The organism is Streptomyces sp. NPDC049687, assembly GCF_044465285.1.
Classification (GTDB): Bacteria; Actinomycetota; Actinomycetes; order Streptomycetales; family Streptomycetaceae; genus Streptomyces.
The window spans coordinates 1-14,438 of sequence record NZ_JBITLN010000028.1 but is presented as its reverse complement, the minus strand read 5'-3'; the positions used below and the strand labels follow the sequence as shown (position 1 = coordinate 14,438).

Sequence of the window (14,438 nt, the reverse complement as noted above, 5' to 3'; positions counted from 1 at the left end):
CGCACCCCAGACGTTCCCGTGGCATCGACACGGGGTCTCTCATCTATCCGGAGGATCCGAGATCGTGACTACCCAACGCACCTCAGGGCGGCGGAAGCAGGCGTTTGCCGCTGCCGCCGCGGTCGCCGCGCTGCTGACCACTGCGGCGTGCGGCGGCGGTGACAGTGACAGCGGCAAGGGTTCGGCCAACGGCGCCGCCGGCTACAACGCCGCGGTCGAGAAGGTCGCCCAGGCCTCCCTCGCCAAGAAGGGCGGCACGCTGAAGTTCGGCGGTGCCCAGGACGCCGACTTCTGGGACACCACGCGCGGTTACTACGGCTTCATGTGGAACTTCGCGCGCTACTACAGCCGTCAGCTCGTCACCAACAAGGCCGCGCCGGGCCAGGCCGGCTCCGAGCTCACCCCGGACCTCGCCACCGGTCTCGCCAAGGTCACGGACGACGGCAAGACCTACACGTACACCCTGCGTGACGGCAGCACGTGGGAGGACGGCAAGCCGATCACGTCCAAGGACGTCAAGTACGGCATCGAGCGCGTGTGGGCGCAGGACGTGCTGTCCGGCGGCCCGACGTACCTGAAGGACATCCTCGACCCCAAGGGCGAGTACAAGGGTCCCTACAAGGACACCTCCAAGGACAAGCTCGGTCTGAAGGCGATCGACACGCCCGACGACAAGACGATCGTCTTCCACCTCCCGGAGGCCAACTCGGACTTCGAGGACATCCTCTCCCTGGTCTCGGCCTCCCCGGTCCGCCAGGACAAGGACACCAAGGCCAAGTACACGCTGCACCCGTTCTCCTCGGGGCCGTACAAGTTCCAGTCCTACACCCCGGGCAAGGACCTCACCCTGGTCCGGAACACCGCGTGGAAGCAGTCCTCGGACCCCGTCCGCAAGGCCTACCCGGACAAGATCACCGTTCAGTTCTTCTCGGACGCCAACCAGCTCGACCAGCGTCTGATCAACGGTGACATCGACCTCGACATCAACCAGACCGGCATGTCGCCGCAGGGCCGCACCACCGCCCTGAAGGAGCACAAGGCCAACCTGGACAACCCGACCACGGGTTACATCCGTTACGCGGTCTTCCCGCAGAGCGTGAAGCCGTTCGACAACATCGAGTGCCGCAAGGCCGTGATCTACGGCGCCGACCACGTGTCGCTGCAGACCGCGCGCGGTGGCCCGGTCGCCGGTGGTGACATCGGCACCAACATGCTGCCGCCGTTCCTGCCGGGTGGCGAGGGCCAGAAGTACGACCCGTACAACATCGCCGGGTCCGGCAAGACCGGCGACGCGGCCAAGGCCAAGGAGGCCCTGAAGGCCTGCGGTCAGCCCAACGGCTTCAAGACCACCATCGCGGTCCGCAACAACAAGCCGGTCGAGGTGGCCACCGCCCAGTCGCTCCAGGCGTCGCTGAAGAAGATCGGCATCACCGCCGACATCGACCAGTACGACGGCTCGCAGACCTCCGGCATCATCGGTAGCCCCACCAACGTGAAGAAGAAGGGCTACGGCATCATCATCATGGGCTGGGGCGCCGACTTCCCGTCGGTCCAGGGCTTCGGTCTGCCGCTGTGGGACAGCAAGTACATCTCCGAGAGCGGTAACAACAACTACGCCCTCATCAAGGACAAGACCATCGACGGTCTGTTCGACTCCTACGTCACCACCCTGGACGACGCCGGCAAGGCCAAGATCGCCACGGAGATCAACCACAAGGTGATGGAGGGCGCGTACTACCTGCCCTTCACCTTCGAGAAGACGATCAACTGGCGCTCGGACAACCTGGCGAACGTCTACACCAGCGCGGGCACGAACGGCACGTACGACTTCGTGAACCTCGCTCTGAAGAACCCGAAGAAGTAGTCCCGGCACACCCGCCGAACGGCACGAAAGGCAGGTGAAGGCCGGCGCGGCGTGACCGCGGGCCATCGGACGACCTCCGGTGGCCCGCGGTCCGCGGCGGGCCGAGAGCTGTGCTCGCTTACCTCATCAGGCGGTTGTTCGCCGCCGCAGTGATGCTCGTGGTCATCGTCATGGTGGTCTTCGGCATCTTCTTCCTGATCCCCAAGTGGGCGGGCGTCGACATCGCGCTGAGCTTCGTGGGCAAGCAGGCCGACCCTGCCGCCATCGAGGGCGTACGGGAAAAGCTCGGCCTGGCCGACCCGATCTACGTCCAGGTCTGGGAGTTCTTCAAGGGCATCTTCGCCGGCCGCACCTACACGGGCGGCGGGGACACCATCCACTGCGCCGCCCCGTGCTTCGGATACTCCTTCCGCAGCGAGCAGGCCATCTGGCCGGTGCTCACCGACCGCTTCCCGGTCACCCTGAGCCTGGCGCTCGGCGCGGCCGTGCTGTGGCTGGTCTTCGGTGTCGCGGCCGGTGTGCTCTCCGCCCTCAAGCGGGGCAGCCTGTGGGACCGCGGCGCGATGGTCATCGCGCTCTCCGGGGTCTCCCTGCCGATCTACTTCACCGGCATGATCGCCCTGTCGGTCTTCGTGTACGGACTGGACCTCTTCGACGGGCAGTACGTGCCCCTGGAGGACAGCTTCTCCGGCTGGTTCGGCGGGATGATCCTGCCGTGGATCACCCTCGCGTTCCTCTACGCGGCCATGTACGCCCGGATCACCCGGGCCACCATGCTGGAGATCCTCGGCGAGGACTACATCCGCACGGCCCGCGCCAAGGGCCTCAAGGAGCAGGTCGTCATCGGCAAGCACGCCATGCGCTCCACGATGACGCCCATCCTCACCATGCTCGGCATGGACCTCGGCGCCCTGATCGGCGGCGCGATCCTGACCGAGACGGCGTTCAACCTGCCCGGTCTCGGCCAGGCCGTGCTGGGCGCCATCAAGAACCAGGACCTGCCCGTCATCCTGGGCGTCACCCTGATCACCTCCCTCGCGGTGCTCGTCGCCAACCTCGTGGTGGACATCCTTTACGCCGTGATCGACCCCCGAGTGAGGCTCGCATGACCGACCTCAGCAAGACCGGCGCGGCCGTGGGCGAGCCCACCCCCGCCTCGCCCGCCCCGACCTCCTTCCTCGAAGTGCGCGACCTCAAGGTGCACTTCCCCACCGACGACGGCCTGGTCAAGTCCGTCGACGGGCTCAGCTTCCAGCTGGAGAAGGGCAAGACCCTCGGCATCGTCGGCGAGTCCGGCTCCGGCAAGTCGGTGACCTCGCTCGGCATCATGGGCCTGCACACCGCCGGCCAGTACGGCAAGCGCAAGGCGCAGATCTCCGGCGAGATCTGGCTGAACGGCACCGAGCTGCTGTCCGCCGATCCGGACTACGTCCGCAAGCTGCGCGGCCGCGAGATGGCGATGATCTTCCAGGACCCGCTGTCGGCGCTGCACCCGTACTACACGATCGGCCAGCAGATCGTGGAGGCGTACCGGATCCACCACGACGTCGACAAGAAGACCGCCAAGCGCCGCGCGGTCGAGATGCTCGACCGGGTCGGCATCCCGCAGCCGGACAAGCGGGTGGACAACTACCCGCACGAGTTCTCCGGCGGTATGCGCCAGCGCGCGATGATCGCGATGTCGCTGGTCAACAACCCCGAGCTGCTCATCGCGGACGAGCCGACGACCGCCCTGGACGTGACCGTCCAGGCGCAGATCCTCGACCTGATCCGCGATCTGCAGAAGGAGTTCGGCTCCGCGGTCATCGTCATCACCCACGACCTGGGCGTCGTCGCCGAACTCGCCGACGACCTCCTGGTGATGTACGGCGGCCGCTGCGTCGAGCGGGGCCCGGCCGAGAAGGTGTTCTACGAGCCCCGGCACCCCTACACCTGGGGTCTGCTCGGCTCGATGCCGCGGCTGGACCGTGAGCAGCAGGAGCGCCTGATCCCGGTCAAGGGCTCCCCGCCCTCCCTGATCAACGTCCCGTCCGGCTGCGCCTTCAACCCGCGCTGCCCGTACGCGGACCTCCCGAAGGACAACGTCACCCGCACCGTCCGCCCCGAGCTCGCCGAGGTCGGCAGCCGGCACTGGGCCGCCTGCCATCTGGGCACGGAGCAGCGGGAGCGTATCTGGACCGAAGAGATTGCGCCGAAGCTGTGAGTGACGAGAAAGCGGTGACGATTCCCGCGCAGGCTGGCGAGACCCGTCGTGCCGACGGCGAGGTGCTGCTGAAGGTCACCGGGCTGCAGAAGCACTTCCCGATCAAGAAGGGCCTGCTCCAGCGGCAGGTCGGTGCGGTGCACGCGGTCGACGGCCTGGACTTCGAGGTCCGCGCCGGTGAAACCCTCGGCGTGGTGGGCGAGTCCGGCTGCGGCAAGTCGACGATGGGCCGGCTGATCACCCGCCTGCTCGAACCGACCGGCGGCAAGGTCGAGTTCGAGGGCAAGGACATCACGCACCTCGGCGTGGGCGGTATGCGTCCGCTGCGCCGCGACGTCCAGATGATCTTCCAGGACCCGTACTCGTCGCTGAACCCGCGGCACACCATCGGCACGATCATCGGCGCTCCCTTCAAGCTCCAGGGCGTGACGCCCGAGGGCGGCATCAAGAAGGAAGTGCAGCGGCTGCTGTCGGTCGTGGGCCTCAACCCCGAGCACTACAACCGCTACCCGCACGAGTTCTCCGGCGGTCAGCGCCAGCGCATCGGCATCGCCCGCGCGCTCGCGCTCAATCCCAAGCTGGTCGTGGCCGACGAGCCGGTCTCGGCCCTGGACGTGTCGATCCAGGCCCAGGTCGTCAACCTGCTGGACGACCTCCAGCAGGAGCTCGGCCTGACGTACGTGATCATCGCGCACGACCTCTCGGTCGTCCGGCACGTCTCGGACCGGATCGCGGTGATGTACCTCGGCAAGATCGTGGAGCTGGCCGACCGCGACCTGCTCTACAAGTCGCCGATGCATCCGTACACCAAGGCGCTCATGTCGGCGGTGCCGATCCCGGACCCCAGGCGCAAGAACGCCAAGAGCGACCGGATCCTGCTCAAGGGCGATGTGCCCTCGCCGATCTCCCCGCCGAGCGGTTGCCGCTTCCACACCCGGTGCTGGAAGGCGACGGAGATCTGCAAGACCAAGGAGCCGGCCCTCGTCGAGCTGCGGCCCGGCCAGCAGGTCGCCTGTCACCACCCGGAGAACTTCGCGGACCAGGCCCCGCAGGACACCGTTCTGCTCACCGTCGCGAAGGAGGCGGCGGAACTGGTGGCCGACGAGGTCCTCGCGGAGTCGGCGGAGACGTCGGCGGCGGTGGCGGCGGAGGTCGCCTCCTCGGAGGAGGAGCCGGAGTCCACCGAGGTCGCCAAGACCGAAGGTCAGGAGTCAACCGACAAGTAGCGCATGACGAGTTGGCAAAGTCATGCACATGCCTGAACGGGAGAGGCCAGAGTCGTCCGTGTCCGACCTATCGGCACGCTCGAAAGGGACGCCCCTTGTTACTCTCCCGTTCGGCACGTTTCACAGCCGTCGCCACCGCGGCGGCTTCTTTCTTCGCCGTCGCCGCGTCCTCCGCTCCGAGCCCCGGAGCGGCCGGCATCGGCGATTCCTACTTCCCGCAGCTGGGCAACGGCGGCTTCGACGCCCGCCACTACGACCTCGCCCTCGCCTACAACCCCGACACCGACCGCCTCGACGGCCGTACGACGATCACCGCCCGCGCCACCCAGAGCCTTTCGTCCTTCGATCTGGACCTGCAGAAACTGGAGGTCACCCGGGTCGAAGTGAACGGCAGACGCGCACAGTTCACCCGGAACGGCGACGAGATCGAGGTCACCCCGCGCGGAGTGCTGCGCAAGGGCCGGGACTTCACCGTCGCCGTCACCTACGGCGGCATCCCCGAACCCCTCGGCGGCCCCATCGTCTTCGGCTCGGACTACGGCTGGATGAAGACCGCCGACGGCGTCTTCGTCGCCTGTGAGCCCAACGCCGCCTCCACCTGGTTCCCGTCCAGCGACCACCCCTCGGACAAGGCCACCTACGACATCCGGATCAAGGCGCCGGAGGGCCTGACCGCCGTCTCCAACGGCCGGCTGGTCTCGACGTACGACAAGGGCGCCTCGACGTACACCCACTGGCGCGAGAAGAAGCCGATGGCGTCCTATCTCGCGACCGCCACGATCGGGAAGTTCGACGTCAGGACCGGGACGACCCCCGGCGGCACCCCGATCTACGTCGCGATCGACCCGGTCCTCGCGAACGCCAACAACGTCGACGTGTACGGCGTGACGGCCGCCGCGACCGACTACTGGTCGCAGGTCTTCGGCCCCTACCCGTTCGAGGAGACCGGCGCGATCGTCGACGACATGCCGCAGGCCGGGTTCTCGCTGGAGGTGCAGTCCAAGCCGGTGTACTCGGCCGTCCGCAACGAGACGACGATCGTGCACGAGCTGGCCCACCAGTGGTTCGGCGACTCGGTCTCGGTGGCGCACTGGAAGGACATCTGGCTGAACGAGGGCTTCGCCACCTACGCGCAGTGGCTGTGGGCGGAGCACCAGGGCACCCGCTCGGCGCACGACTCCTTCCTGGCCGGCTACAACGCCCGCCCCGCCGACAGCGCCTTCTGGCAGATCACCGTCGGCGACCCGCAGCGCGACACCATGTTCGCCTCCGCCGTCTACCAGCGCGGCGCGATGACCCTCCAGATGCTGCGCGAGCGCATCGGCGACACGGCCTTCTTCAAGCTGCTCCCCGCCTGGACGAAACTGCACCGCTACGTCAACGCCGAGACCGCCGACTTCATCCGTCTCGCCGAGAGGATCTCCGGGCGGCAGCTCGACGACCTCTTCGAGACCTGGCTCTTCACCACAGGGAAACCGGCCCTGTGAGCCGCACTTTGTAAGGCGTACTGCGCCCGGCAGGTGACAATGTAAGGGTGCTCCAGCAAATCTTCAGTCCCTCCGTCCAGCACACGCTCGACCTGATCGGCATCTTCGTGTTCGCCATCTCCGGCGCGCTGCTGGCCGTCCGCAAGAACTTCGACGTCTTCGGCATCGCCGTACTCGCCGAGGTCACCGCGCTGGGCGGAGGGCTGTTCCGGGACCTGGTCATCGGGGCCGTACCCCCGGCCGCCTTCACCGACCTGGGGTACTTCCTCACCCCGCTGCTCGCCGCCCTCCTGGTGATCTTCCTCCATCCCCAGGTGGAGCGCATCCAGACGGCCGTCAACGTCTTCGACGCGGCGGGCCTCGGACTGTTCTGCGTCACGGGCACCACCAAGGCGTACGACCACGGCCTCAACCTCACCGCTTCGGCGGCCCTCGGCCTCGCGACCGCCGTCGGCGGCGGTGTCCTGCGGGACGTGCTGGCCAACGAGGTGCCCTCGCTGCTGCGCTGGGACCGCGACCTGTACGCCGTCCCGGCGATCGTCGGCGCCACGATGGTGGCCGTCTGCATCCGCTACGACGTCCTCACCCCGCTGGCCAGCGGACTGGCCGTGGTCACCGCCTTCGTGCTGCGGTTGCTCGCGATGCGGTTCCACTGGCGAGCTCCTCGCGCGTGGAACCGGCGGTCGACGGTGCGCGAGGAGTAGTCCTCCGGGCGGTGATCCGGTGCTGGTCCAGCTGCATGGTCAGCCAGCGGAACGCCGGCACCACCTGCGGCCGCCACAGCGCCATGGTGTGGCCGCCCGCGCTTTTCGGGATGTACACCACGTGCACGGTGGTCGGGGCCTTCGCCTCCCGCTGGAGCGCGATACCGGCCTCGTAGCCGTCGTGCGGCTGGCCGGACACGTACAGCGCCACGGGGGGCGCGGTGGTGGCCCGGGCGAGCATCAGATACGGGTTGGTGGCCCGGCGCAGTGCCGGGTCCTGGGCGGTCAGCGAGTCCCGCTCGCCGATCGGGTCGTTGTAGCCGGACATGCTCACCGCCGCCCGGTAGCGGTCGGGATGGGCGACGGCCAGCCTGACCGCGCAGTGCGCCCCGGCCGAGTACCCGGCGACCGCCCACCCCTTGGGTGCGGGCATGGCCCGGAAGTTGTCCATGACCATCTTCGGCACGTCGACGCTCAGCCAGGTGTCGGCGTTGACCGTGCCGGGCACGTTGGCGCAGCCGGTGTCCACGCCGGGCAGCAGGGTGGTGCGCGGCGCGACCAGGATGAACGGCGCGACCTTGCCCTCGCGCATCAGCGGGTCCAGCTGGGTGGGCGCGTGCAGCGACCCGAACCAGGACTTCGGCGAGCCGGGATAGCCCGGCAGCAGCTCCACCACCGGGAATCTGCGGTGGGCGTAGGCGGGCTCGTCGTACTGCGGGGGCAGCCAGACGTAGACCTCGGCGTTGACGCCGGATACCCGGCCCCGGAGCTGGGTGACGCGCACGCCGCCGGCCGCGTGCATGCCGGGTCCGTCGGCGCGGGTGAACTTCTGCCTGACCTTCGGCAGCCGGTCCAGCGCGATGCCTCCGGTGCCGTCGGCGCCCAGGTTCGCGGCCTGCTGCACATGGTTGCCCGTGCCCAGGAGGTCGTCCCAGCTGTCGTAGAGGTTGTTGGCGTTGTTGACCAGTACGAAGACCAAGGCCACGGCCGTCCCCTGGGCGAACATCAGCATCAGCACCCGGGCCGCGCCCCGCAGGACCCTCGGTCCCCGGATCCGCGACCAGAGGGCGAGCGGGAGCGCGACGGCGACGACGGACAGCGCGACGAGGCTGTAGAGGAACGTACTTCCGGTGAGGCTCATGTCCCTCTAGAGGGAGGCCCGGCATCCCGGGTTTACGGAGGAGTGCGGACACTTACCGAGAAATTGCCCACACCTCACCTAAGCAAAGCTACCGCTTAGTAGGCATCTGTTGTACCGTTCAGCCATGTCAGAAGCAGCAACCGCGGGGGCCGTGCGGGCCACCATCGGCGACAGCGAGTTCGACCGCGACACCGCGCTCACCCGGCGCGCCCCCGGCGTCTACGAGCTCGACCTCTCGGCCGGCTGGACCATCCTCGGCGCCGTCAACGGCGGCTATCTGCTCGCCGTTCTCGGCCGAGCCCTCGCGGACGCCCTGCAGCAGCGGGACCCGTTCACGATCTCCGCCCACTACCTGACCGCCTCCCGGCCCGGCCCGGCCGTCGTCCGCACGGACGTGGTCCGCACCGGCCGCACCCTGTCGACCGGCCAGGCCTCGCTCTTCCAGTACGACGAACAGGGCGCGGAGGTCGAACGGATCCGCGTCCTCGCCTCCTACGGCGACCTGGACTCCCTCCCGGACGACGTCCGCACGGCGGCCGAACCCCCCGTCTTCCCGCCGCTCGACCAGTGCTTCGGCCCCGAGGACGGACCCACCCCCGTCGACGACAGCTCCGCCATCGCCGACCGCCTGATGCTCAAACTCGACCCCTCAACCCTGGGCTGGGCGCTCGGACAGCCCTCCGGCAAGGGCGAGATGCGGGCCTGGTTCGGCCTGAAGGACGGCCGCGACCCCGACCCGCTCTCCCTCCTGCTCGCCGTGGACGCCCTGCCGCCGACCGCCTTCGAGATCGGCCTGCGCGGCTGGGTCCCCACCGTCGAACTCACCGTCCACGTCCGCTGCCGCCCGGCCCCCGGCCCCCTCCGTGTCTCCATCACCACCCGCAACCTCGCGGGCGGCTTCCTGGAGGAGGACGCCGAGGTCTGGGACAGCGCGGACCGCCTGGTGGCCCAGTCGAGGCAGCTGGCGAGGGTCAGGCTCGGCTGAGGGGCTCTCGTCCCAGCCAGGCCGCCAACCGTTCGTAGGCGCCGGCCTCTTCGGGGGCGGTGCGGGCCGAGTCGAAGGGTGTGTGCGCGTCGCGCTCGGGGTCGGGAAGGGTGCGGTGGCCCACCGCGAGTGCGAACTCGGCCAGTTCCCCGTCGAGTTCCTCGGGGCGGCCGAGGGACTCGTTGAGGTCCCAGGTGTGGGTGACGATCTCCATCACATAGCCGGCGAGAGCCGCGTGCCCGGGCACCTCGCCCCAGGGCACCCGCACCGGCGCGGCCATCCGGTCGTCGCTCTCCCAGGCCTTGAGAACCCGGGCCCTGACCTCGTCGTAGGCCTCCGTCCAGCCCTCGTCCTCGACGCCCTCGGTGAACGCCGGCTCGGCCAGCCCGTCGCCGCCCTCGCCGACGATGGCGATCCGGCGGGTGCCGCCGACGATGTGGCTCAGCAGCGTTCGTACGTCGAACTCGCTGCAGGGGGTCGGACCGGTGAGCTGTTCGGGCCGCACGGCCCGGATCAGGGTGGCGGCCTGTTCGGTCGCGCGGGTGTAGAGGGGGCGGGGGTCGGTCGTGGTCATGGTCCCAGGCCTTTCCGAATGGCGGTTACGGACTGGATGCTGGACCCATAACCTGACAGTTTCCGTCAACATTTGCGATGCTGCCGGAGTGAAGTCCGACCGCCTCCTGTCGATCCTGCTGCTCCTGCAGACCCGCGGCCGTGTCCCCGCGCCCGAGCTCGCCGAACGCCTCGAGGTGTCGGTGCGCACGATCTACCGGGACATCGAAGCCCTGTCCGCCTCCGGTGTCCCCGTCTACGCCGAACGCGGCCGGCACGGCGGCATCGAGCTGCTCCCCGGGTTCCGTACGGACGTCACCGGCCTGACCGCCGACGAGTCCCGCGCCCTGTTCATCCTGGCCGCACAGGGCGCCCACGCCGCCCTCGGCCTGGACGCGGCCCTCGGCTCCGCGCTGCGCAAGGTGATGGCCGCGCTGCCCGCGCCGCACCGCCCCGCCGCCGAGGCGACCAGCCGCCGGATCCTCGTGGACGCCACCCGCTGGAAGGGCGGGCCCCGGCCGGCCGTCGACCTCGACGTCCTGCAGGACGCGGTCTTCTCCGACCGGCGGCTGCGCCTGCGCTACCGGCACAGCGGCCACGATGAGCCCAGCACGTACACCGTCGACCCGTACGGCCTCGTCTCCAAGGCGGGCGTCTGGTACCTCGTCGCCGACCGGCGCGGCGCACCCCGGCTGTTCCGCGCCGACCGGGTGCGCTCGGCGACGGTGCTGGACGATCCCGTGCGGCGGCGGCCGGGCGTCGAGCTCGCCGACGCCTGGGAGGTGCTGCGCCGCCGGGTCGAGGAGCGTCCCGGAGGGCTCGACGTCACCGTGCGGGTCCGGCGCGACCGGCTCGACATGTTCCTGCGCCTGAACGCCTCCGTGCTCGTCGAACTCCCCGAGGGGCAGGAAGGCCCCGAGGACGGTGACTGGGTGACCGCCCGGCTGTCGTACCAGGCCCTCCCCGAGACCCGTCAACTCCTCGCGTTCTCCGACCGGGTGGAGGTCCTCTCACCGCCGGAAGTGCGCGAGGAACTGCGCGCGGCGGCCGCTCGTGTCACGGAGCTGTACCAGCGCACCGATGGCTCGCAAGGTGTGAACTCGCAGGTCGGCGAGGACTTTTGAGGCGGGCTTCACCCGATTGACAGGCTGCGGACAGAGGGGACTCAACCAAGCCCCAGTCGCCGTTGGTTGAGTGCCCGCCTCAGGACTTCCTCATCGTGCTTGGAGCTGTCTCTCATGAAGCGTGTGCGTCTTCTCCCCGCCGTGGCCCTGTTGGCGCTCTCGCCGCTCGCCCTGGTGGCCTGCGGCTCGGGCGACTCCTCGTCCTCCAGTGGCGACTCCGGTCGGCGGACCCAGAGCTGCCAGACACCGTCCGGAGCGCCCTCGGGGGCTCCCAGCGGTGCCCCGTCGGGCGCCCCGAGCGGTGCCCCGTCGGGCCGGCCGACCGGCACGCCCACCGGTGTCCCCTCGGGCGCCCCGAGCGGTGGCCCCGGCGGTGGCGGTCAGGGCGGCCCCGGCGGCGGTCAGGGCGGCTGCGGCGGTCCGGACGGCGGCCAGGCCCAGCAGCAGGGCTGACCGGACGGTCATCCGCGACAGGGGCGGCGCACCCGGCGACGGGTGCGCCGCCCCTGTCGCGCGCCCGGTTCCTCAGTCCAGCCAGTGATGGCGGCCGATGCTGATGAGCCGCATCTGGCGGGCCGCGCGCAGGGCGACGCGCTCGCGTTCCGCCGGCGAGGACTCCAGGGACTCCAGGAAGAGCGAGGCCGTGATGAGCATCTGGTCGACGTAGAGGTGCGACAGCATCAGCAGGTCGTCCTCGCTCCAGCCCTCCGCCTCACGGTCCTTGGCCAGCTCGTCCTTCACCTCGTCGGCGAACCGGCTCAGTTGGTCCCGGATCGCCTCCCGCACCGGCTGGACCCCGCCGTGCCGCTCCCGGGCGATAAAACGGACATGGGTGGGGTACGCGGTCACATGACGCTCTATCAACTCCACAGCGCGGGTGATGCGTTCCTCGCTCGACTCGGCGGCGGTCACCGTGGTGCGGATCATCGGGTGGAGACTGCCCAGCGCCTCCTCGACCAGCGCGACGCCGAGGTCAGCGGTGGAGCGGAAGTGCCGGTAGAAGGCGGTCGGGGCGACCCCGACGGCACGGGTGACCTCACGCAGGCCCAGGCTGCTCAGGCTCTGCTCCTCCAACAGGGCGAGCGCCGCGTCCAGGAGCGCCTGCCGGGTCTTCTGCTTCTGGGCCTGTCGGATGCCGAGGGTGTGACTCATGTCATCCAGTTAACAACTGTTCTCCGGAATTGAAAAGCCATAGGAGGCGCTAGGCTGGGAAGTCAGTGAACAAGTGTAACTACAACTGTTCACCCAACTGTAACGGAGGGGGATCCGATCCCATGCTGTTCCTCGTCGCCGCACTGCTGCTGCTCGGCGTGGTCATGGGCACCGTGGCCCATGCGCCGCTCAGCTTCACGCTCGTCGCCGCCGCGGTGATCGCCGTCTGGCTCGGCATCTTCGCGCTCCGGGAGCGTCACGCCCGTCGCAGCCGCACCTCGACCCACTGACCGGCACCGTCCGACAGGAGCTGAACGACCATGCACCTCACCGCACCGGCCACCGACCGCGGCACCCGTCCCACCGGCATCCGTGACACCGACGGCATGGCCGTCGCGTCCTTCATCCTCGGACTCCTGGGCCTTCTGGTCCTCAACATCTTCCTCGGCCCGATCGCCATCGTCCTGGCCTCGCTGGCCCTGGTCCGAGGCACCACCCGCCGCGGGCGCGCCTGGCTCGGCCTCACGCTCGGCGTCGCCGACCTCCTGGTCCTCCTGGCCTTCATGCAGGCGGACTCGTCGGTGTCCTGGGGCTTCTAGGGGGGAGTCGCGTGGGCGGCCCGGGGGTCCTCGAGGGCGCCCCGTAGAATCGTGCCCACCATGGCATACCTCGACCACGCCGCGACCACCCCGATGCTCCCGGAGGCAGTCGAGGCACTCAGCGCGCACCTGAGCACCATCGGCAACGCCTCCTCCCTGCACGCCTCCGGCCGCCGAGCGAGGCGAACGGTCGAGGAGGCCCGCGAGACCCTCGCGGAGGCGCTCGGCGCCCGCCCCAGCGAGGTCGTCTTCACCTCCGGCGGCACCGAGGCCGACAACCTCGCGGTCAAGGGCCTGTACTGGTCCCGCCGCGACGCCGACCCGGCCCGCACCCGGGTGCTGGCCAGCCCCGTCGAGCACCACGCGGTCCTCGACGCCGTGCACTGGCTGGGCGAACACGAGGGCGCACGCGTGGAGTACCTCCCCGTCGACGCGTACGGCCGCGTCCACCCCGAAGCCCTCCGCGAGGCCATCGCCCGCGACCCCGACGACGTCGCCCTCGCCACCGTCATGTGGGCGAACAACGAGATCGGCACGGTCATGCCGGTCCGTGGACTCGTCGACGTCGCCGCCGAGTTCGACGTTCCGCTGCACGCCGACGCCGTCCAGGCGTTCGGCCAGGTCCCCGTCGACTTCGCCGCCTCCGGCCTCGCCGCGATGACCGTCTCCGGCCACAAGATCGGCGGCCCGTACGGCATCGGCGCCCTCCTCCTCGGCCGCGAATACACCCCCGTCCCCGTCCTGCACGGCGGCGGCCAGGAACGGCATGTGCGCTCGGGCACCCTCGACGTCCCGGCGATCGCCTCCTTCGCGGTCGCCGGCCGTCTGGCCGCCGAGCGACGCGAGTGGTTCGCCCGCGAGATCGGCGCCCTGCGCGACGCCCTGGTCGCCGCGGTCCGTACGGCCGTCCCGGACGCGATCCTCGGCGGCGACCCGGCACCGGAGGGCCGCCTCCCGGCCAACGCGCACTTCACCTTCCCCGGCTGCGAGGGCGACTCGCTGCTCCTCCTCCTGGACGCCCAGGGCATCGAGTGCTCGACCGGCTCGGCGTGCACCGCCGGCGTCGCCCAGCCCAGCCATGTCCTGCTCGCCACCGGCACCGCCCCCGACCTGGCCCGCGGCACCCTCCGGTTCTCCCTCGGCCACACCTCCACCGAGGCCGACGTCGAGGCCCTCGCCAAGGGCATCGGCCCGGCGGTGGAACGGGCCCGCGCGGCGGGACTGACGTAGGGCCTGTCACGGCGGTCCGCCGCCGGCGGTGGAAGTGCCGGCGGCGGACCGCTGATGAGGCCGGACCCGAGAGGTGCTAGCTTGATCTTTAACCTGTGCGGCGGGGTCGTGGGGTTGTTGACTTCTTGGTTCGCTGTTTCGTAGTGCCTGGTTTGCGGACGGTGTGCACGT

Annotated in this window: 15 protein-coding genes; 12 read left to right on the top strand and 3 right to left on the bottom strand. The window is 69.8% G+C overall.

Annotation, left to right across the window (positions count from 1 at the left end):
* Positions 1-64: 64 nt before the first annotated feature.
* The 6 genes from ACIBVL_RS42025 (at position 65) to ACIBVL_RS42000 (ending at position 7,484) form a co-directional block, all read left to right on the top strand.
* On the top strand, positions 65-1,864 hold the full coding sequence (locus tag ACIBVL_RS42025) for an ABC transporter substrate-binding protein (protein ID WP_399106347.1): 1,800 nt from the start codon (positions 65-67) through the stop codon (positions 1,862-1,864).
* A 110-nt stretch (positions 1,865-1,974) separates the two neighbouring features.
* Entirely contained in the window at positions 1,975-2,973 is a 999-nt protein-coding gene (locus ACIBVL_RS42020) for an ABC transporter permease (protein WP_399106345.1), read from the top strand.
* The gene (locus ACIBVL_RS42015; RefSeq protein ID WP_399106343.1) at positions 2,970-4,067 is read left to right on the top strand and encodes an ABC transporter ATP-binding protein; all 1,098 of its coding nucleotides are present in this window, start codon (positions 2,970-2,972) and stop codon (positions 4,065-4,067) included. The genes ACIBVL_RS42020 and ACIBVL_RS42015 overlap by 4 nt, the downstream gene beginning before the upstream one ends.
* On the top strand, positions 4,064-5,293 hold the full coding sequence (locus ACIBVL_RS42010; protein ID WP_399106341.1) for an ABC transporter ATP-binding protein: 1,230 nt from the start codon (positions 4,064-4,066) through the stop codon (positions 5,291-5,293). The genes ACIBVL_RS42015 and ACIBVL_RS42010 overlap by 4 nt, the downstream gene beginning before the upstream one ends.
* 95 nt (positions 5,294-5,388) lie before the next feature.
* Positions 5,389-6,780: a M1 family metallopeptidase gene (locus ACIBVL_RS42005; RefSeq protein WP_399106339.1), complete on the top strand. Its 1,392-nt coding sequence runs from the start codon at positions 5,389-5,391 to the stop codon at positions 6,778-6,780.
* Positions 6,781-6,827: 47 nt separating this feature from the next.
* On the top strand, positions 6,828-7,484 hold the full coding sequence (locus ACIBVL_RS42000) for a trimeric intracellular cation channel family protein (protein WP_399106337.1): 657 nt from the start codon (positions 6,828-6,830) through the stop codon (positions 7,482-7,484).
* Here the strand turns inward: ACIBVL_RS42000 and ACIBVL_RS41995 are convergent.
* A complete protein-coding gene (locus tag ACIBVL_RS41995; protein ID WP_399106335.1) occupies positions 7,393-8,625 on the bottom strand; it encodes an alpha/beta hydrolase in 1,233 nt (410 codons plus the stop codon). The genes ACIBVL_RS42000 and ACIBVL_RS41995 overlap by 92 nt on opposite strands.
* A gap of 124 nt (positions 8,626-8,749) precedes the next feature.
* Between ACIBVL_RS41995 and ACIBVL_RS41990 the strand changes: the two genes are divergently transcribed.
* On the top strand, positions 8,750-9,610 hold the full coding sequence (locus tag ACIBVL_RS41990) for a thioesterase family protein (RefSeq protein ID WP_399106333.1): 861 nt from the start codon (positions 8,750-8,752) through the stop codon (positions 9,608-9,610).
* Here the strand turns inward: ACIBVL_RS41990 and ACIBVL_RS41985 are convergent.
* Positions 9,597-10,184, bottom strand: a complete 588-nt coding sequence (locus ACIBVL_RS41985; protein ID WP_399106331.1) for a TIGR03086 family metal-binding protein — start codon at positions 10,182-10,184, stop codon at positions 9,597-9,599. The genes ACIBVL_RS41990 and ACIBVL_RS41985 overlap by 14 nt on opposite strands.
* Positions 10,185-10,272: 88 nt before the next feature.
* Between ACIBVL_RS41985 and ACIBVL_RS41980 the strand changes: the two genes are divergently transcribed.
* Both ACIBVL_RS41980 and ACIBVL_RS41975 read left to right on the top strand, forming a co-directional pair.
* On the top strand, positions 10,273-11,286 hold the full coding sequence (locus tag ACIBVL_RS41980) for a helix-turn-helix transcriptional regulator (protein WP_399106329.1): 1,014 nt from the start codon (positions 10,273-10,275) through the stop codon (positions 11,284-11,286).
* Positions 11,287-11,400: 114 nt separating this feature from the next.
* A complete protein-coding gene (locus ACIBVL_RS41975) occupies positions 11,401-11,739 on the top strand; it encodes a hypothetical protein (protein ID WP_399106327.1) in 339 nt (112 codons plus the stop codon).
* A gap of 72 nt (positions 11,740-11,811) precedes the next feature.
* Here the strand turns inward: ACIBVL_RS41975 and ACIBVL_RS41970 are convergent, their stop codons facing one another.
* Positions 11,812-12,438 (bottom strand): TetR family transcriptional regulator, encoded by a 627-nt coding sequence (locus tag ACIBVL_RS41970; RefSeq protein WP_399106325.1) that lies wholly within the window; start codon positions 12,436-12,438, stop codon positions 11,812-11,814.
* 122 nt (positions 12,439-12,560) lie between these two features.
* Between ACIBVL_RS41970 and ACIBVL_RS41965 the strand changes: the two genes are divergently transcribed.
* From ACIBVL_RS41965 to ACIBVL_RS41955, 3 genes are read left to right on the top strand one after another with little or no spacing between them, the layout of a single operon-like run.
* Positions 12,561-12,728: a hypothetical protein gene (locus tag ACIBVL_RS41965; RefSeq protein ID WP_399106323.1), complete on the top strand. Its 168-nt coding sequence runs from the start codon at positions 12,561-12,563 to the stop codon at positions 12,726-12,728.
* A gap of 30 nt (positions 12,729-12,758) precedes the next feature.
* Positions 12,759-13,037, top strand: a complete 279-nt coding sequence (locus ACIBVL_RS41960; RefSeq protein ID WP_399106321.1) for a DUF4190 domain-containing protein — start codon at positions 12,759-12,761, stop codon at positions 13,035-13,037.
* Between the two features lie 60 nt (positions 13,038-13,097).
* Positions 13,098-14,267, top strand: a complete 1,170-nt coding sequence (locus tag ACIBVL_RS41955; protein WP_399106319.1) for a cysteine desulfurase family protein — start codon at positions 13,098-13,100, stop codon at positions 14,265-14,267.
* The last annotated feature ends 171 nt before the right edge of the window (positions 14,268-14,438 follow it).